This window comes from Caballeronia sp. NK8 (assembly GCF_018408855.1).
Lineage (GTDB): Bacteria > Pseudomonadota > Gammaproteobacteria > Burkholderiales > Burkholderiaceae > Caballeronia.
Window position 1 is genome coordinate 383616 of record NZ_AP024327.1, and the last position, 18345, is coordinate 401960.

The 18345-nt window shown below is 63.8% G+C and carries 18 protein-coding genes and 1 pseudogene; 4 read left to right on the forward strand and 15 right to left on the reverse strand.

The features are described 5' to 3' along the window. Nucleotides 1–169: 169 nt before the first annotated feature. The 8 genes from NK8_RS39440 to NK8_RS39475 all read right to left on the reverse strand — a co-directional run bounded on the left by NK8_RS39440 (nt 170) and on the right by NK8_RS39475 (nt 7479). Complete coding sequence (locus NK8_RS39440) at nt 170–1381, reverse strand: cyclopropane-fatty-acyl-phospholipid synthase family protein (RefSeq protein WP_213234090.1); 1212 nt, start codon at nt 1379–1381, stop codon at nt 170–172. Next, nucleotides 1378–2148: a DUF1365 domain-containing protein gene (locus NK8_RS39445; RefSeq protein ID WP_213234091.1), complete on the reverse strand. Its 771-nt coding sequence runs from the start codon at nt 2146–2148 to the stop codon at nt 1378–1380. Before NK8_RS39445 ends, NK8_RS39440 begins: the two co-directional genes overlap by 4 nt. Then, nucleotides 2145–3446, reverse strand: a complete 1302-nt coding sequence (locus tag NK8_RS39450; protein ID WP_213234092.1) for an NAD(P)/FAD-dependent oxidoreductase — start codon at nt 3444–3446, stop codon at nt 2145–2147. Before NK8_RS39450 ends, NK8_RS39445 begins: the two co-directional genes overlap by 4 nt. Before the next feature lie 109 nt (nt 3447–3555). Next, entirely contained in the window at nt 3556–4152 is a 597-nt protein-coding gene (locus NK8_RS39455; protein WP_213234093.1) for a lipocalin family protein, read from the reverse strand. Further along, entirely contained in the window at nt 4149–5252 is a 1104-nt protein-coding gene (locus tag NK8_RS39460) for a cyclopropane-fatty-acyl-phospholipid synthase family protein (RefSeq protein WP_213234094.1), read from the reverse strand. The genes NK8_RS39455 and NK8_RS39460 overlap by 4 nt, the downstream gene beginning before the upstream one ends. Beyond that, nucleotides 5249–6052: a DUF1295 domain-containing protein gene (locus NK8_RS39465; RefSeq protein ID WP_213234095.1), complete on the reverse strand. Its 804-nt coding sequence runs from the start codon at nt 6050–6052 to the stop codon at nt 5249–5251. Before NK8_RS39465 ends, NK8_RS39460 begins: the two co-directional genes overlap by 4 nt. A gap of 90 nt (nt 6053–6142) precedes the next feature. Beyond that, the gene (locus NK8_RS39470; protein ID WP_213234096.1) at nt 6143–6877 is read right to left on the reverse strand and encodes an anti-sigma factor; all 735 of its coding nucleotides are present in this window, start codon (nt 6875–6877) and stop codon (nt 6143–6145) included. After that, complete coding sequence (locus tag NK8_RS39475; protein WP_213234097.1) at nt 6874–7479, reverse strand: sigma-70 family RNA polymerase sigma factor; 606 nt, start codon at nt 7477–7479, stop codon at nt 6874–6876. The genes NK8_RS39470 and NK8_RS39475 overlap by 4 nt, the downstream gene beginning before the upstream one ends. Nucleotides 7480–7581: 102 nt before the next feature. On the opposite strand from NK8_RS39475, the gene NK8_RS39480 reads away from it, so the two are divergent. Beyond that, nucleotides 7582–8121 carry an SRPBCC family protein gene (locus tag NK8_RS39480; protein WP_213234098.1) on the forward strand — a complete coding sequence of 180 codons (540 nt, stop codon included), beginning with the start codon at nt 7582–7584 and terminating at the stop codon, nt 8119–8121. A 6-nt stretch (nt 8122–8127) separates the two neighbouring features. Here NK8_RS39480 and NK8_RS39485 read toward each other — a convergent pair whose 3' ends face one another. Continuing rightward, nucleotides 8128–9186: a PHB depolymerase family esterase gene (locus tag NK8_RS39485; protein WP_213234099.1), complete on the reverse strand. Its 1059-nt coding sequence runs from the start codon at nt 9184–9186 to the stop codon at nt 8128–8130. A gap of 34 nt (nt 9187–9220) precedes the next feature. Beyond that, nucleotides 9221–9637 (reverse strand): CopG family transcriptional regulator, encoded by a 417-nt coding sequence (locus NK8_RS39490; RefSeq protein WP_162069654.1) that lies wholly within the window; start codon nt 9635–9637, stop codon nt 9221–9223. 324 nt (nt 9638–9961) lie between these two features. On the opposite strand from NK8_RS39490, the gene NK8_RS39495 reads away from it, so the two are divergent. Continuing rightward, nucleotides 9962–11827, forward strand: a complete 1866-nt coding sequence (locus NK8_RS39495; protein WP_213234100.1) for a hypothetical protein — start codon at nt 9962–9964, stop codon at nt 11825–11827. 191 nt (nt 11828–12018) lie between these two features. Here the strand turns inward: NK8_RS39495 and NK8_RS39500 are convergent, their stop codons facing one another. From NK8_RS39500 to NK8_RS39520, 5 genes and pseudogenes are all read right to left on the reverse strand, one after another. Then, nucleotides 12019–12351, reverse strand: a complete 333-nt coding sequence (locus tag NK8_RS39500) for a cupin domain-containing protein (protein WP_162069692.1) — start codon at nt 12349–12351, stop codon at nt 12019–12021. A gap of 38 nt (nt 12352–12389) precedes the next feature. After that, nucleotides 12390–12830 carry a MarR family winged helix-turn-helix transcriptional regulator gene (locus NK8_RS39505; RefSeq protein ID WP_213234101.1) on the reverse strand — a complete coding sequence of 147 codons (441 nt, stop codon included), beginning with the start codon at nt 12828–12830 and terminating at the stop codon, nt 12390–12392. A 3-nt stretch (nt 12831–12833) separates the two neighbouring features. Further along, nucleotides 12834–14748 (reverse strand): annotated as a pseudogene (locus tag NK8_RS39510) (FAD-binding monooxygenase). A 102-nt stretch (nt 14749–14850) separates the two neighbouring features. Continuing rightward, nucleotides 14851–15624, reverse strand: a complete 774-nt coding sequence (locus NK8_RS39515; RefSeq protein ID WP_213234102.1) for an SDR family oxidoreductase — start codon at nt 15622–15624, stop codon at nt 14851–14853. Between the two features lie 10 nt (nt 15625–15634). Then, complete coding sequence (locus tag NK8_RS39520) at nt 15635–16048, reverse strand: thioesterase family protein (RefSeq protein ID WP_213234103.1); 414 nt, start codon at nt 16046–16048, stop codon at nt 15635–15637. 100 nt (nt 16049–16148) lie between these two features. Between NK8_RS39520 and NK8_RS39525 the strand changes: the two genes are divergently transcribed. Then, nucleotides 16149–16853, forward strand: a complete 705-nt coding sequence (locus NK8_RS39525; protein ID WP_213234104.1) for a Crp/Fnr family transcriptional regulator — start codon at nt 16149–16151, stop codon at nt 16851–16853. Between the two features lie 98 nt (nt 16854–16951). After that, nucleotides 16952–18319 (forward strand): MFS transporter, encoded by a 1368-nt coding sequence (locus NK8_RS39530; RefSeq protein ID WP_213234105.1) that lies wholly within the window; start codon nt 16952–16954, stop codon nt 18317–18319. Nucleotides 18320–18345: the final 26 nt, after the last annotated feature.

Below are 18345 nucleotides of genomic sequence, written 5' to 3' on the forward strand. Positions count from 1 at the left end.
TTTCGTCGATGTCAAAGGGAATTGGCCGGGATAACGGATTGGGTGGGGGGATTGGCTGAATGGGAAAGACGCGCATCGGTTGGAAGACGTGGCATCGCAACTAACCGTCTTAGTTTGCAACGCCAGTAAATGGCGCACGACGTCATCGGCGAGCAGAAAGCCGCCAATATCAACCTTCCCGCGCGACCACAAAATGCATCACATCCGTGCGCGCCTCATCGAACCCAGCCTCGCAATAAGCCAGATACAGCCGCCAGACGCGCACAAACGATTCATCGAACCCCATCGCGCGGACCGCGTCAGCGCGCGCCTCGAACGCATCGCGCCAATACCGCAGCGTGCGCGCATAGTCCGCGCCGAACGAAAGCGTCGAGCGCGCCGCAAGTCCCGCGCGCCGTGCCGCGCGCGCGAAGCGCTCCGGGCTCGGCAGCATGCCGCCCGGAAAAATCGCCTCGCGAATGAAATCGCTCGACGCGCGATACGCGGGAAAGCGTGCATCGTCGATGGTGATCGACTGCACCAGCGCCTTCGCGTCCGGCCCGAGACAGCGTTTGAGCGTACGGAAAAACATCGGCCAGAACGCCTCGCCGACCGCCTCGAACATTTCGATCGCCACGACCGCGTCGTACTGGCCGCGCAGATCGCGATAGTCACGCAACTCGATATCGACCAATTCATTCAGTCCTTCACGCGCGATGCGCTCGACGGCGAACGCGTGCTGCGCCGGCGATATCGTCACGCCATGCACGCGAATGCCGAGGCGCGCCGCGTGCCGCGCGAAGCCGCCCCAGCCGCAGCCGATTTCCAGCACGCGCATGCCCGCCGACAGCCCGAGCGTATCGACGATGCGCTGATACTTGCGATCCTGCGCGGCCTCGAGCGAGAGCGCATCGTCGCCATCGAACCATGCGCTCGAATAGGTCCACGTCGGATCGAGCCAGAGCGCGTAGAACGCATTGCCGATGTCGTAATGCGCGTGAATGTTGCGGCGGCTGCCCGCGCGCGTGTTCAGCCGCAATCGATGACGCAGGTTGTGCCAGCACTGCGCGACAACCCCGCCCGCGACAGTGCGCGCCAGCGCCGCCTCGTTGCGGATCGCGAGCCGCAGCAGGGCGCATGGATCGGGTGTGTCGAGCCACTGTTCACGATACGCCTGCGCAAAACCGATATCGCCCGCGCGCAGGATCGCACGGCACGCGCGCCAGTCGTGAATGGCGAGACGCGCGGCGGGCTGCATGAGCGGATCGCCGAACACGTAGCGGTCGCCGTCCGGCGTAATGAGCACGAGATGCCCGACGCGAATGCGACGCAGAAGACCGAAAAAAATCCGCGCGGACAGCGGCATGGCCGCTTGCGCGGAAAAGGACCGCAGCAAGTTCATGTTCGAGCCTTGTGTTTCGTTTCCTTGGTACCGGATGACTGCTTGCCGTGGAAAGGCACGCGCTTCATCCACAGCCTCAGCGCCTGCCAGTGAATCCGCACGATGACGCTCGCGGCGAACCACGGCTCGCGCAACAGCGTGCGCCATACGATCGCGCCAGTAAGCGGCCGCGCGGCGAGACTGATCGCGGTGCGGATCACGAGCCCGTCGCGGTCGCGATAGTCGATCGACACCGACAGGCGCTCGCCATGACGTCGCACGCGAAAGGCGTAATCGCCGACGACCTCGCAAAAAGGGGATACGTGCAGCGTCTTGCGGCAGACGAGCACGGTGTCATCGGCGATCGGCGCGTGGTCCTTCGCGCTCAGCAGATAACCGCGATGCTCGCCGAAGGTATTGCGCACATCGGCGTAAAGCGCCCGCAACGCGCCCGCGCGATCGTGACAGAACCAGAAGCTCACGGGATTGAACGCGTAGCCGAACACGCGCGGAATCGTCAGCAGATGGATTTCGCCATCGGCGGGAATGCGCGCTTCGGCGAGACACGCGCGCATCCAGAGATCGAGATCGCAGTCGTCGCGCGCACCGTAATCGCGCCTGAAAAGCGCGAGCGGCCGAACGCGGTCGATGCCAAACCACGCGCAACGCAGCGCATCGAGTTGCGCGACATCGCAATAGACATAGCGCACCGGATAATCGAATCGATGCCGCGCCGGACGCAATCGCTCGTGCGTCACGCGGCCTGTCAGCCATTGCGCCGTTCTCATGGCGTGGCCCAGGCCGGCTGCACGCCGAAGTCGCGCGCGACGCGCAGCGCCGATTTCAGGCCGTCCTCGTGAAAGCCATAACCCGTCCATGCGCCCGCGTGCCACGTGCGGCGCGTGCCCTGGATATGGGGCAGACGCGTCTGCGCGTCGATGGCGGCGAGATCGAAGAGCGGATGTTCGTACTCGTAGCGGCCGAGCTGCGTGCCGGGCGCGGGTTCATCGACGGGATTGAGCGTCACGACGACGGGAGTCGTAAAAGGCAAGGGCTGAAGCTGGTTGAGCAGATAGCTCACGCACACCGGCACGGCTTGCCCGCGCGCAAGTCCCGAGCGCGCGCCGATGTAGTTCCACGCCGACCACACGCGGCGACGGCGCGGCAGCAGCGCGCAATCCGTGTGCAGCACCGCGAGGTTGCGCTGATAACGCACGGCGCCGAGCAGGGCGCGTTCGTCCGGCGACGCATCGTCGAGCAGGCGAAGGCTGGTCGGCGCGTGCGTGGCGAGCACGACGGCATCGAAGCGCTCGGGGCCGGCAGCGTCGGTCATCACGATGACGCCGTCGTCGTCGCGGCGCACGCCTCGCACGGGCGTGTGCGTGCGCACGTCGTCGAGCGTGGCCGCGATGCGCCGCACATATTCGCGCGCCCCGCCCACGACCGTTCTCCACGGCGGGCGCTGGTTCACCTGCAACAGCGCATGATTGAGGCAGAAGCGCAGGAAGGTCGCGGCGGGAAAGCGCAGGATGTCATGCGCGGCGCTGGACCAGATCGCCGCGGCCATCGGCAAAAGATAGTGCTGCTGAAACGGCGCACCGTAACCGCCTTCGACGAGCAGTTCGCCGACCGAACAGCGATTCGCGCTCACACGCTCCAGATGCCTGTGCGCCGACGCATTGAAACGCATGATATCGCGCAACATGCCGAGAAACGCCGGCGAAAAGAGATTGCGCCGCTGCGCGAAGACGGTGTTGAGATTCGAGCCCGCCCATTCGAAACGTCCGCCGTCGAGCGACACGGAGAACGACATCTCGCTGCGATGCGTGGCGACGCCGAGTTCGTCGAAGAGAGCGATGAGGTTGGGATACGTACGCTCGTTGAAGACGAGAAAACCTGTATCGACCGGATGGTGCATGCCATCGAGCGCGACATCGACGGTATGCGTGTGACCGCCGAGATAATCGGCCGCTTCGAACAGCGTGACGCGATGCGCGCGCGCGAGCAGATACGCGCTCGCGAGACCGGCGATTCCCGCGCCGATCACCGCGATGCGCTGACTTCCTCCTCGATTCGATACGTTCATTGCCGGGTGGTCTCCTCGCGCCAGAAGGTCTCCTCGCGCCGCTTGGACGTGGTCGTTTCTACAGATACGAAAGACACGTGCGCGCGGATGCACGCGCGTGGGCGCTTCGTCACTCGCGCTGGCCGGGACTCTGAAAACCTGCCTGGCCGATTTGTTCGGGCGATTGCGGCACGCGCCGGAAACGCGCGGTGTCGTAGCCCATCGCGTCAAGGCGTGCGATGAGCGAGCGATAAACTTCGTCGCTCATCGTCGGCTCGCGCGAGAAGATCCAGCCGAGCTTCTTGTTCGGGTAACCGAGGATCGTGTAGCGATAGTCGGGATCGACGTAGAGCGTGAGCTGCGTCACACGAATCGGCCAGAACGGCTGCACGCTCCACTCGCCGCCGTTGCTGCCGGGCTTGACGGTATCGATGAAGTGATAGGTCGTTTCTTCCTGCGCGAAGCCGTTCTTGTGGCCGTGAAAGATATCGTCGATCCTGCCGTCCTGCCGCAGCGACCACTCGACGTGCGTGCCGACGTAATCACGCTCGGCGAAGTACGGAATGTTGGCGATCACGTACCAGCGCCCCATATAACGCGGAATGTCGACGGACACGGTTTCGAGCGGCTGCTGCGCGCGCGGATTGGGATTCGGCGGGCTCGAACAGGCTGCCACCGCCACGACGACGCCAGCCGCCAGCAACGCAACAACGATCGCGCGCTTCATGACGCCACCTTCATCGCACGCGGCTCGAACAGCATGTGCGCGACGCCCCATTCTCCGCCGCGCGCATAGCCGAACAGTTCGGCCACCGCCATGTAGAACATGCGCCAGCGCTGGAACCAGATCGCGGCGGCATCGCCGTAGACGTCGCGAAACATCGGCAGGACACGAGCGCGTGCGGCGTCGAGCGACGCGAGCCATTGATTCGCGGTGCGGGCGTAGTGCGTGCCGTTCACCCACCATTGGCGGGCGACGCGCAGATCGTCCTGGAAATGCAGCAACAATGACGCGGACGGCATCGTGCCGCCGGTAAAGAAGTAGCGGGACATCCAGTCGCCGCCATCGCGCGATGTGAAGTGATACGCAAGCGTCTTGTGCGCAAAGAGATGGACAAAAAGTCGTCCGTCGCTGGCGAGCCAGCGCGCGATTTTTGCGAGCAGCAGGCCGTAGTGCTTCATGTGCTCGAACATCTCGATCGACAGGATGCGGTCGAACGGTGCTTCGTCGCGCGCGAATTCGAAATCGACGATATCGCCCGTAACGACGCGCAGATTGCCGAGTCCGCGCTGCCGCGCCCGCGCTTCGATGAAGGCGCGTTGCCCGTGCGAATTGGATAGCGCGACGATCTGCGCGCGCGGATAGCGCGCGGCCAGCCACAACGCAAGCGAACCCCAGCCGCAACCGAGATCGAGGATGCGCTGGCCATCCGCGAGCTGCGCGCGATCCGCATAGCATTCGAGCATTGCCAGTTCGGCTTGCGCGAGAGTCTCGTCGCCGCGCGGATACAAGCCGCACGAATACTTGAGCAGCGGACCGAGATGGGCTTCGAAGAAGGCATCGGGCAATTCGTAATGCTGCGCGTTGGCGGCCTGCGTGTGGATCGCGATGGGGCTTGCGCGCAGTTCGGCGAGCAGGCGCTCGAAGGCTTGCGTGCGCAGTGCGTTGTCGTTCGCGTGCTCGTCGATGAGACGCTGGCGGATCAGCATGCACATGCCGGCGCGCACGAGCGCATCGGGCACGAGACCACGCTCGCAGGCGCGGATGATGCGGCTTTCGTCGAGCGCGGGCATGTCGGCGTGCGTGTCGCGGGCGGTGATGTTCATCGGCTCGTTCTCCCCGGGTTCACACAGGTTTTGCGCGGCCACGGAATCAGCGCGCTAGTCGTACGCATGTAGTCGCGATAACCGTCGCGCGTCTTCGCCAGATGCGCCTCCAGAATCGGAACACCCGACACCTTCAGCAGCAGCCATGCCATTACCACGGGCGGCGCCAGCGTGGCCCAGCCCCACGGCAGTTCGATCGACAGAACCGCATAAGCGGCCCAATGCACACATTCGAAGAAATAGTTCGGATGACGCGAATAGCGCCACCAGCCTTCGCGGCACACCTTGCCGCGCTGCGCGGGATCGGCGGCGAAGCGCTTCAGTTGACGGTCGGCGGCGGCTTCCCCGGCGACAGCGATGAGCCATATCGCGATGAACGCGGCGATGTTCAGCGGGCTCGCCGCCTCCGGCGCATACGCGGGCACGAGGAACGCGATGGCCAGCAACGCCGAAATGAGCGCCTGCAACTGAAAGAAGCCGAACATGTTGCGCGCGGCGCGCGCGCCCCATCGTTCACGGAATGCGCGATAGCGCCGATCTTCCGGCTTGCCGTGATTGCGCCGCCACAGATGCCGCGCGAGTCTTGCGCCCCAGAGCGCGCCGCCCGCCGCGACGCACGCGCGATTGGCCGCCGCGCCCGTCGCGGACGCGCCGATAAAGAGCGCGGCCGCGCCGAGCGAAGCGGCCCAGACCGGATCGACCATGCCGGCGTTTTGCGTGCGCAGCTGCCAGAGCCACACGGCGGAAAACACCAGCACAAGACCGATGACGACGATAACGACAGTGACGACGACGGGCATGACGGCTCCGCGAACACGTGTTCACTGAGCCTTACGGATAAGACGCGCGATCGGATGCAGCGCGACAGAAAATCAGGAGGACTGCAATCCTCAGGTGGAATGCATCTGGCCGGTCGCGAGCACGGGGCCGGTGGGCGCGCCGGTCGGCGATCCGCCGGGCGGCTCTTCCGACACCGCGAGCACGGCCCGCGCACTCATCTGCGCGATGATCTCGGGTGGCAGCGTCATCGTCGCGGGGCGATCGGACGGGAAGACGCCGAGCGCGATCGGCTTCGCGTCGGGCGGGATGAGCCACAGTTCCGTCGCGCGGTTCGAGGGCACCGCCACGCTCGCGGCGGGCACGACGACCATGTGCGCGCCGCGCAGATCGACAGTCGCGGTCCAGTGGACGAGGCCGTCCTTGCGGGCGATCGACGCGACCATGTATTCGCTGGGCACGGCGGCTGTCGTCGGGGCTTGCGGCGCTTGCCGCACCCACACGAGGTTCACGCCGAGCAGGACGAGCGCGGCAACGCTCGCGCCGATCGCGAGCCAGCGCCAGACGTTCAGGCTGTCCCACCAGCGCTGGCTTGCGGGCGTGCCCGCTTGCGGCGTCATGAAGCCGAGATCGCGGCGGATACGCGTCCAGACGCGCTCGGGCGGAGCGATCGCGCGGATATCGTCCGCGAGCGGCGCAAGCCGTTGCTGCCACACATCGAGTTCGCGTTGCAACGCGGGATCGCGCGATACGTCCGCTTCGAGCGTCGCGCGCGCTTCGGCATCCAGCACGCCGAGCGCGTATTCGGCGCAGCGCAGGTCGTCGTCGTTCGCGGCGGGCGTGTTCATTGTTCGAGGCAGGTCTTGAGTTGCATCAGGCTGCGGCGAATCCAGCTTTTCATGGTGCCAAGCGGCACGGCGAGTCGTTGCGCCATTTCGCTATACGTCGCGCCTGTGAAGAAGGCTTCGCGGACCGCGCTCTTCTGTTGCGGTTCGAGCCGGTCAAGACAGTGTTCGAGCCGCCGCCGTTCCTCGCTCGATTCGGCCGCGACAGCGGGCGTCGGCGATTCGTCTGCGATTTCCGGTGCGTCCTTCTCGCCGAGCGGTTCCTCGCGATGCTGCCGCATGCGGTCGATCGTACGATTGCGCGCGAGCGTGATGAGCCAGGTGATGGCGCTGCCGCGCGTCATGTCGAAGGTATCGGCGCGACGCCAGGCGGCGGCGAAGACCTCTTGCAGGATGTCTTCGGCTTCGCCGCGGTCGCGGATCATGCGTACGATCACGCCGAAAATACGCGGCGAGGTCGCGCGATACAGTTCGTCGAACGCTTTCTCGTCGCCGTTCGCGACGTTCACGAGCAAGCGGTTCACGTGCTCGCGGCGCAGCCTGTCGGCGTCGTCGGAAGCATTCGCGTCGAAGTTACCGGTGTTGCCTGAGGTAATGTCCGTCATGGGCAAAAATGATCCGGACTGCGATGATGGCTGGGTATGTGGGGCAATATAGCATCGCGTTCGCGAGTGTGGACGGCGACGTTATGCGGAGCATGATCGACGATGAGGATTCTGCTGGTGTTGCTGGCGTCGCTGGTGGTCGTCGTCGGCGCGCTTTTCATTCCGTTGCCGCGCGACGTGTTGCCGGAAACGCGCATCGTCAGTGTTGTCGAGATACGCCGTGCGCCCTCGGTCGTATTCGATTTCGTCACGACGCCGGCGCATTGGCCGGCATGGCATCCGTCGTCGTTATCGGTTCAAGGTAAGGTGGATCACCCGCTCGATGTCGGCGAGCGGGTCGTCGAGGAATTTCGCGTGGCAGGCAGACGCGGCCGCGTCGTGTGGACCGTCGGCGACAAAGCGTATCCAGCGAGATGGTCGATCGACGGCGTGATCGATGGCCGCGCCGCGGGCACGGTCACCTACACGCTCACGCCGCAAGGGAAGGGAACGACGCGCTTCGTTCGCGAGTTCACGTATCGCGCGCCTTCGCTATGGTTCGCGCTCGTGAACTGGATCGTGCTGAAGCGCATGATCCAGTCCGAATCCGACGAGGCGGTGACGCGATTGAAACGCTTGCTCGAAACCATGCCCGCAGACTGACGACGGTTAGTGCCGGCGCGGGTGTTCGAGGAAGAAGCGCAGCATCTCCGCACTGGCATCGGGTCCGCTGGGATCGGTATAGGTTCCGCTCGGCGAGCCGCCTGACCATGCGTGGGGTGCGCCATGAAGGGTCCATAATTCGGCGGCTATACCTTCTTTAGATGTCATTTTCTGGACCGAATGTTTGCGCGCGCCGAGACCGGCGGCAGACGCTGTTCCGTTCGCCGAGAATCCGCGCATCAGTTCGTGGGCGTTGGTGTGATTCACTGTGGCGTCGGCATCGCCGTGAAATACGATGAGCGGGCATTTTGGCGTTTGTGCGTCGTGCATGCCCGCACGGCCTGCCTTGGCTTTGGCCTTGCCGCCGCGCATCGCCGCGAGCGCCGAAGGCAAGTCGTGCGCGCTTCCGACGGGCAGGCCGGAGTGAACACCCGCCGCCGCGTAAAGATCCGGATAGCGCTGCGCCATGATCGCCGCCATCGCGCCTCCCGCCGACAGCCCGGCGACATACACGCGCTTGGGGTCCACGTTGTGATTCGCCATGATCTCGCGCGTCATTCCCGCGATCAGCGATGGCTCGCCCTGATCGCGTTGCTGATCGCCCGGCTTGAACCAGTTCCAGCATTTCGACGCATTCGCGCTCTGCGGCTGGATCGGATAGGCGACGATGAAGCCGTGCGTTTCGGCCAGCGCATTCATGCGCGTGCCGGCGGCGAAATCGTCGGCGTCCTGCGTGCAGCCATGCAGCATCACGACGAGCGGCAGCGGATCACTGCGATAAGCGCCCGGCACGTACAGCTTGTAGCTTCGCTGGCCGGCGGTGTCCACGTAACGTCGAGTGCTGAAGTGGCCGCGATCCAGCACATCGGATTCGGGTTGCGCGACGTTCGGCTGATGTCGCGGTGGCGTTTTATCGACATCTGCGTGCTGATGGGTGCGTGGCGCGAGTGTCTGCTCGCCACGCATGGCGCGCTTCACGACCTCCGCCGCAGCGGCGGCATCGTTGTTGCGAAAGAGGGTGAACGCCTCTTTCATCGAGTCCAGAAAGCCTTCGTTGAGTTTCATGTTTTTTTCCGTTATCGGCATGGGAGTGCGGGCGCTAGCGGATTCGATCCGCCAGCGCGGCCTTGACTGCCGGTGATGCATGGAGCGCGCCGCGCACCAGAATCGAGTCGATCGTCGCCAAAGCGAGTTCGGGCGATACGTCGGTCGCGATGCTGGCTAGTCCCAGCACCTGGATTCTGAGTCGCTGATTGGCTGCGCGGGCTGCTTCGAGGTCCTGTTTCGAAAAGTGCTGGAGACCCAGAACGAGTTCACGACGCGTCACCGTGTCCTTGACGACGGGTGCGTGAACAGACAGTTGATTGCGGATTGCGGTGCGGATCAGGTCGGTGCGGTTCGAGTAAAAACCTTCTTCCACGAGGAGGTCGATTTGGCCCAGATCGATGGGACCGAGGTTGACGGTGATTTTCTCGGTCTCGCCGCCGCGGGTACGGTCAAGGGGTTCTTTTGACATTTCGACTCTAGACATCCGGTTGCCATCCAATGGGATGGTTATAGGCTGTTTTTGAGGGGAAGTCAACGTGGGAGGAATGCGCCATGGATTTGGCCCATCGTTGCGGGTCGCGCAGATCACGCGCAGCTTGTTATTTACATAATGTTAATTATCGACTTTTTAACTATTGTCAGAGGTTTCAGTCCGCAGCCTTTCTTACGCCTTCGCTTCTTCGTACTACCATTGGACGCAATGGTTTTCCGAGTCGGCCTCGCTGTTTCCCGTTCTCGATCGTCTTGCATCGCTGAGCGTATCAAACGCCGCTCGGTCATCGAGAAAGAATCAATGAAAAACACCTTCCTTTATCTCGCGCCACTGATCCTCGCGCTCACCGCGTGCGGCGGCGGCAACGACGACGCCTCTCCATCTTCCGCGACTCATGCCGCGCCAGCCCACCAGATAACCTGCGCCGCCCCCACGTCCACGCCCGCGTCCGGTGGCCGCGGCCTGATCGCCGCCGACACACCGAACTCCGACGGCACACGCACCTATCCCATCAACGCGCCGATAAACATCGCGATCACCACACGCGCCCGCACTGCCGACACGCTCAGATGGACCATCGCCGATACATACGGCAACACCGTCGCAAGCGGCAACTTCGCGGTGCCCGCCGCTGCGACGACGAGCACGCTCGCCTGCACATCGACGCTTGCGGGCTACTTCCAGATCGCCGCGACGCTCGACCGCGCCGGCGGCCAGGTGAAGTCGTCGGGCACGCGTCCAGATGGTTTCGCGAGCTTCGGCGTGATCCCGAATCTCTCGGGCGCGATTCCCGCCGTCGAATACGCGACGCAGGATCAGCATCGCTTCGGTATGCAGGGCTTCAACGACTGGAGCGCGGCGCTGTCGTTGCTCGGCATCTCGTGGACCATCGACGATCGCGAGATGGCGTTGATGGAGCCCGACGATCGCTTCGAGTTCGATCCATCGACGGACTATCTCGATCCGTTCTACAAGTCGGGCGCGGTGATGCGCCTCGTGCGTCTCGACGGCCTGCCCGGCGGTGCGAGCATGCACGGCCTGAACCCGGACCATGCCTATATCCCGAACGATCTCGGCTACTACCGGGACTACATGGCGCGCGTCGGACAGGAAACGGAATCGATCCGCGCGAAATACTATCCGACGATGTCCGCAAACTACTATCAGGTCACGTGGGAGCCGGAAGTCATGTGGAAGGATTCCGACAAGAACCTCGTCGCGCTCTATCAGCACGTGTACGACGGCCTGCATTCGACCGACCCGCACGCGGTGGTCATGGGCCCGACCGAGTCGTTTCCGATGCACACGACCGAGCGCCTGCAGGCGCTCGCATCGCTCGGTTTCGCGCAATACATCGATGGCGTCGCGACGCATGGTTACTACGATCCTGCCGGCTCGTCACCATCGCATCCGCCGGAACGGCTGTACACCGAATCGAATGCCGATAACTCACTGCTCAACCAGATGCGCGCTCTTCGCGCCGAAATGCAGCAGGAATACAAGCCGGACATGAAGCTGTTCGTCACGGAAACAGGCATCAACTACGACGCCGGCGCGAGCTACGGCCCGAACTATCCGACGCCGAACATCCTGTTCGCGCAAGGCGCGGTCGTCGCGCGCGCGCACATCATCCTTCTGGGCGAAGGCGCGGATCAGACGTATGTGTTCTACGGCGCGGACTTCCCCGACGAGATCGGCTTCGGCACGTTCTTCGACCTCGACGAACCGCAAGGCTCGCTCGACGCGACGAACATCGCGCCGAAGCCCGCCGCGATGGAAATCGCCGCGCTGACGCGCATCCTCGACGGCACGACGACGCTCGGTCCCGTCAACGACCTGCCCAGCGGCGTCTATGCGTACGGCTTTCAGCAGTTGAACGACGGTCCCATCATCACCGCGCTATGGACCCATGACAACGACGTGTGGCCCGCATCGAACGGCGCCTTCAGTTCGACCTACAGCGTGAGCTACACCCTCAAGGTCGATGACGACGGCAACAGCGGCACGGTGCAACTGATCGACGCGATGGGCAACGTATCGAGCGTGCCGTACACGAACGGTGCGGTGACGTTGACGCTGACGGAATCGCCGCAATACGTGGTGTCGACGAACGCGAGCATCGCGAAAAGCAACACGACGAAGCCGGTCGGCTACGTCGGCATGTAGGTGATCGCAACACGTCACGCGATGAATCAGACTGCTTCGTGTCGCGCTATCTGCAAGTCAGGTTTCACTCACGCTGGGCATGCGTCATCGCTTCTGATCGCGGCCGATGTCGTGATGCGCTGACTCTGTGAACAGGCTGCGGGCACATTGCGCGAGAGGCGATGTGCCCGCAGTTTTTATCAGCGCGCGATTCAGCGTTCGTGATAGATGGCGAGCCAGACGGTTGCCTCTTCGGCATGCGTCCACGCAACGCGATGACGGCAATGCGGCTCGATCAGCACGTAGTCGCCGGGGCGCATGTCGTGGCGCGTCGAATCGTCTTCGAATTCGAGCACGGCGGCGCCCGACAGCAGCACGACCCACTCGGCCCGCGAGTCGTCGTACCAGAAGCCTTCGGGACTTGCATGTCCCATCGATACGATCCGTTCCACGTTCAGGCGCGGCCCCGTGATGAGCATGTCTATCCGCTCATCGCCGCCGCGCTTCGCTTCCACGCTGAACACATTACCCGTTTGAAGTTGCATGGCTGGACCTCGCGTCGGACTGCCGACCCACTGAAATACTACTCGTCCAATGGCAACAGCGCGGAAAGCAGGCGCCGCAACTCCTTGCGTTCCGCCTGCGTCAGCCTCGCGGTGAGAATGCGCTCGACCTCCTCGACGCGCGGGCGCAACGCCGCGAGTTGCTTCTTGCCCGACGGCGTGAGGAACAGCACATAGCTGCGTTTGTCGACGGGATCATCCGAGCGCTTGATCAGATCGTTTCGAACCATGCGCGCAACCAGATCGGCGATGGTCGACCGGTCCACGTCGAGTTCATCGCCGAGTTGCCGCTGATTGACACCCGGCTTCCTCTGCAGGATCTCCAGCGCCGCGTACTGGACGCTGGTGATCTCCGCGGAGACTTCGTTGAGCCACACCGAGACGTGGCGTTGCTGGGCGCGGCGTACCAGGCTCCCCGTGAATCTGGAGAGCGCTTCGGGTTCAGGTTGTCTGGTCGGCAATGTCTAGGCGTCTGACGACGGGATGATCGTTCTAAAAACAGGCCGCAAGAAAGCATTCAATTCGGCGTAGGCGTTCAGCGGAAGGACATGCGCGACATACTGGTCCGGACGGACCACGACGAGCGCGCCCCGTTCGCGGTCGATGCCGCGCTCGTCGAAGATATCAGTCACGGCGTCGCTCGTAAATGCCTTCTCGTAGTCGATGAGACCATGGCGCCCCTTGCGCGGCAAGAGCGAGGCGTGCAGATCGTCGAGTCTGACTTCGCGATGCGCTTGCTGCAGCACCGCGCGAAGATCGAAGATGGCGTCCGCATCCGCATTCTGCGCGGCGGCGAAACGCAAGACGGAATCCGGCGACGTGACGAGATGTTCACACAGCGCGTCGAGCGCGATCCGGTTCGCGTCCGCGAACGCATACAGACGCCAGCGGCCATCGGCGCGTGCGGCGTGGCCGAGTTGCATCGGCTTCGCATCGGCGAGACGAATCACCGGCGATGAATGAAAGCGCGTGCCGATCGCGAAGCCGCGTGCGAGCGCCTGATGCGTGCCCTCGCCCGTCAGCACGCCCGGCTTGTAGTGCGTTGCGACGCCCGCCGTATAGCGGCCCGCGCGAACGAAATAGGCCTGCAGTTCCGCGGGGTCCACGCCGCCTGCTTCGGGCCGGCGGGGATCCTTGGGCGGCGCGGCCATCATCGCGGACCATTCCTTGTCGAAGTCGATCAACTCCTGCGCGACGGGCTGGCGTTCATCGGAATAGGTGCGCAACAGGTCGGGGTCGCCATGTCCTTGCAGGACCGCGCCGAGTTTCCAGCCAAGATTGAAGCCGTCCTGCATGGAGACGTTCATGCCCTGGCCCGCTTTCGCGCTATGCGTGTGACAGGCATCGCCCGCGATGAACACGCGCGGCTCTCGCGATGCGCCGTCGGCGGCGATCGCATCGTCGAAACGATCGGCCAGACGCTGCCCCACTTCATAGACCGAGAACCACGCGACCTCTTTCACGTCGAGCGTATAGGGATGCAGAATCCGTTGCGCCGTCTGAATGATGTGATCGACCGTGGTCTGTTTGATGGAGTCGCGATTCTCCGGCGCAACTTCGCCGAGATCGACGTAAAAGCGCACCAGATAGCCGCCTTCGCGCGGAATGATGAGCAGATTGCCCTTGCTCGCCGACTGGATCGCCGCCTTCAGCCGGATGTCCGGAAAGTCGGTGACGGCGAGCGCATCCATCACGCCCCATGCGTGATTGGCCGCATCGCCGTGCAAGGTCTGACCGATGGCCGCGCGCACGCGGCTGCGCGCGCCATCGCAACCCACGACATAGCGCGCACGCACGACGACCTTCTCGTCGAGCCGAGCCGCATCCGTCCGACGCAAGGTCACGCGCACCGGATACTCGTCGTTGTCATCACGCTGCACATCGACGACTTCGAGATCGTAGTCCGGTTCGAGCCGTTGCGCGGAACGGCGCATCGAATCGAGCAGATAGTCCTGCACGCGCGCCTGATTGACGATGACATGCGGAAACTCCGACATTCCTGTTTCGGTATCCTGAACACGACCGGTGCGCTTGATCGCGCCACGGTCATCCGCATCCGGTCTCCAGAATACAGTCTCGTTCACCCAATAGGCTTCGCGCAACAGGCGGTCGGCGAGGCCGAATGCATTGAACATTTCGACGGGTGCGGCACGCGACGCCATCCGCCTGCCCCATCATCAACGGTCCCGCGCGCCGCTCGACGATGCGCGTTCTGATCGACGGAAACTGCGACAACTGAGCCGCAAGCACGAGCCCGGCCGGCCCGCTTCCGGCGATGAGCACATCCACCGTCTCGGGCAGTTCGACGTGCGGTGCGTGTTCGGCGGCGGGTTCGATGGTCGGGTCGCCGACGCGGAATCCATTGAGATGAAATTGCATGATGTCTCGCTCCAGTGTGTCATTGATCATGTTGATGACGAATATACTCCGTACACCAACTATTTCAAAGCACTTCTCTTGGCCCTGATGTTTACCCTGATTTCAGACGGCGCTTTGCGAATCGCCGTCGATGGGAATCATTTGTCCGGAGATGGACCTCCCGGCGTCGGAAGCGAGAAAGACGGCGAGCCCGGCGATGTGCGCGGGATCGACGAAATGCCTGATGGACTGATTGCCGAGCGCCGCCGCCTCTTCCTGCGCGACGGTGCGGCCGCTCGCGGATGCGCGTCCCGCCAGCACCTGCTGAATACGTGGACCTTCGACGGCGCCGGGCAGAACCGCGTTGACTCTGATGCCGAATTCGCCCAGCTCGCGCGACAGGGTCTTGGTGAGGCCGATGAGCCCCCATTTGGTCGTCGCGTATGGGCTGCGGTTCGGATAACCAAAGCGCCCCGCCAGCGACGACATCACGAGGATCACGCCGTCGTCCGCTTGCTTCAGGAACGGAATGGCCTGTTGCGTGACGAGGAACGTGCCCGTGAGGTTCACACGAAGCACGGCTTCCCACGCATCGGGGTCCATGTCTTCGACGCTCGCGGTCGGCCCGGCGATGCCCGCGTTGTTGATCAGGACGTCCAGTCCACCGAGTGCAGCCGACGCCTCCGTGACCATGCGCGAAACCGCGGCACGATCCGCGATATCGCACACCGATGTCCTCACGCCCGGCAATTGCGCGCGCATATCGTGAAGCGCCGCTTCGTCGATATCGCAGACGAACACGCTCGCCCCCGCCGATACGAACGCTTCCGCGATGGCGCGCCCTATTCCGCCCGCGCCCGCGGTCACCAGCACGCGCTGGCCCGTGGATGTCGTCATAGAGACCTCTTCATTCACATGCGCTACGAATGAACTCGGGCACGGGCACGGCCTTGAGCCGCCCATCGGCTTGCTTGATGCACAGTGCCCGAGTCGCGCGCCCTTCGCAGATCAGGGTGTCGCCGCGCATGATGCGATGGCTCTGCACGAAGACCTTGCCGCGCCATTCCTCGACGCGCGTGTGCACCTCGAGGCTTTCGCCGTAGGTCGCCGAGATGTGAAAACGCGTGTGAATCTCGAGCAGCGGCGCGCCGATGCAATTCGGCAGCGCCTGCATCTCGCGCCATGGCGGCAGGCCGCACTGTATAAAATAATCGTGCGACGCGGCGTCCATCCAGCGCGAAAAATTCGGAAAGAAGACGATACCGGCGGGATCGCAATCGCCGAATTGCACATCGATACGACAGACAGTTTCTTTACTCACGGTCCATGCTCCAGCTTTCAGTCCGATCATTGTGCGCGAATTGCGCCCGCCACACTGTCAACGCGGCGACAGTTCGCCCGGCCAGCGCCGGGAGCACGCCATGACGCGGCCAAAGCGGATGGCCGCGACGTCCCTCACGATCGACGAGCTGTTCGCCCAGTCGACATGGTTCCCGAAGCTGGACGAAGCGGCGCAGGCACGCGTGCGCGCGGCCGCGTCGGAGCGCGCCGTCGCGGCCGATCAGGCGCTCGGGCACCACGGCGAACGACAGCATGTCTGGTTCGGCATGCTCGAAGGCCTCATCAAATGGTCGATCACCGCACGCGATGGTCAGACCGTCACACTGGGCGGACAGTCGGCCGGAAGCTGGTTCGGCGAAGGCACGCTGATCCGAAACAAACCGCGTGAATCCGACCTGATCGCGCTGCGCGACAGCCGCGTCGTGCAGATTCCGCGCGCCACGTTCGAATGGCTGCGCGAGCAGCAGCCCTCGTTCAACGACTTCCTGCTGCGACAGGTCAACGAGCGTCTGCACTGGTTCATGGGCGCGGTCGCCGCGCATGGGCTGCTCGATACCGACAGTCTCGTGGCACGCGCGCTGGTGGGCATGGTGCAGCCGTTGTCGAATCCGTGCGGCGCGGCGCATTTGCCGCTGTCCCAGGAAGAGTTGGCCAACCTCGCCGCCGTGTCGCGCCAGACCTGCAACAAGGCGATGACCCGCTTCAAGAACGCCGGCCTCGTGCGCACCGGGTACGGCGGCATCGTCGTGCTCGATGTGGCCGGGCTGGACGCGCTGTCGAAATAGCTCGTCGGTGTTTACGCTGATCCGAATTGTCGCGCGATCGACAGTCGTGAAAGCGCTCGCTCGAAATAATGCGTGTCATACAAGACCAGGAGACACGCATGATTCGCGCTCGTTCGCTGCCCGCCGCAGCCGCGCTCGTCGGAGGTTCGACGGACCAGATAGTCGAAGACGCCGTTTTCCGCAAGATAAGCTGGCGCATCATGCCGATCGTTTTGATCGCGTATGTGTTCGCGTTTCTCGACCGCATCAACATCGGTTACGCGCAGCTTCAGATGAAGCACGATCTCGCCTTCTCCGATGCGGTCTACGGACTCGGCGCGGGCGTTTTCTTCGTCACTTACCTGCTGTTCGAGGTGCCCAGCAATCTGCTGCTGGAAAGAATCGGCGCACGCTTGTCCTTCCTGCGCATCATGGTGCTGTGGGGACTCACGTCGGCGGCGACCGCCTTCGTTAGCGAACCCTGGCAGTTCTACGGCATCCGGCTTTTGCTCGGCATCTTCGAAGCGGGCTTCTTCCCCGGCATCATTCTTTATCTGACGTACTGGTACCCAAGCCAGCGCCGTGGCCGCGTGACCGGACTGTTCCTGTTCGGCATGCCGATCACGGGCGTGCTGGGCGGGCCGCTGTCGGGCACGATCATGAGCGGCATGGAAGGCTTCGGCGGCATGCATGGCTGGCAATGGCTGTTTCTCGTCGAAGGCCTGCCGACGGTTCTGCTGGGGTTCGTGCTGTACCGCATGCTGCCGGACAAGCCGGCCCGCGCGCCCTGGCTCGATGACACCGAAAAGCGCCTCGTGCAGTCGGTTCTCGACGCCGATCACCGTGGCGATGCGAAGTCCGGACATCACGGCAAGCTGGCCGCTGCACTGGCGGACCCGAAGACCTACATGCTCGCCTTCATCTACTTCTGCTGCGCCTGCGCAGTCTACACGCTCACCTTCTGGCTGCCGACGATGATCAAAGGCCTCGGCATCGCCCCGATCGCCACGATCGGCTGGTACACGGCGGTGCCCTATATCTTCGGTGCGCTCGGCGTGCTCGTCATCAGCCGCAGCTCGGACCGTCTGAAGGAGCGGCGCTGGCATGTCGGAGGCAGTCTTGTCGTCGGCGCGGTGGCGCTGGCCTCGACGTCCTTCCTTGGCTTCGCGGTCGTGCCGGTGATGGCCCTGCTGTGCGTCGCCTCGTTCTTCATCTTCGGCGGCGGTTCGCTGTTCTGGTCGATTCCCCCTACTTATCTCGGCCGCGACGCCGCCGCGGCCGGCATCGCGGTGATCAGCTCGCTGGGCATCCTCGGCGGCTTCGTCAGCCCGACACTGATCGGCTGGATCAAGGGCGTGACCGGCAGCATCCAGATCGGGCTGCTGGGCCTGATCGCCCTCGTCATTTGTGGCGGCCTGACGATTCTGCTGGGCCTGCCGAAAAGCGCGGTTCGCGTGGGATCGGACGATGGCGCAAGCGCGCATTGATCGAGCCGCCCTGTTTATTCTCTGGA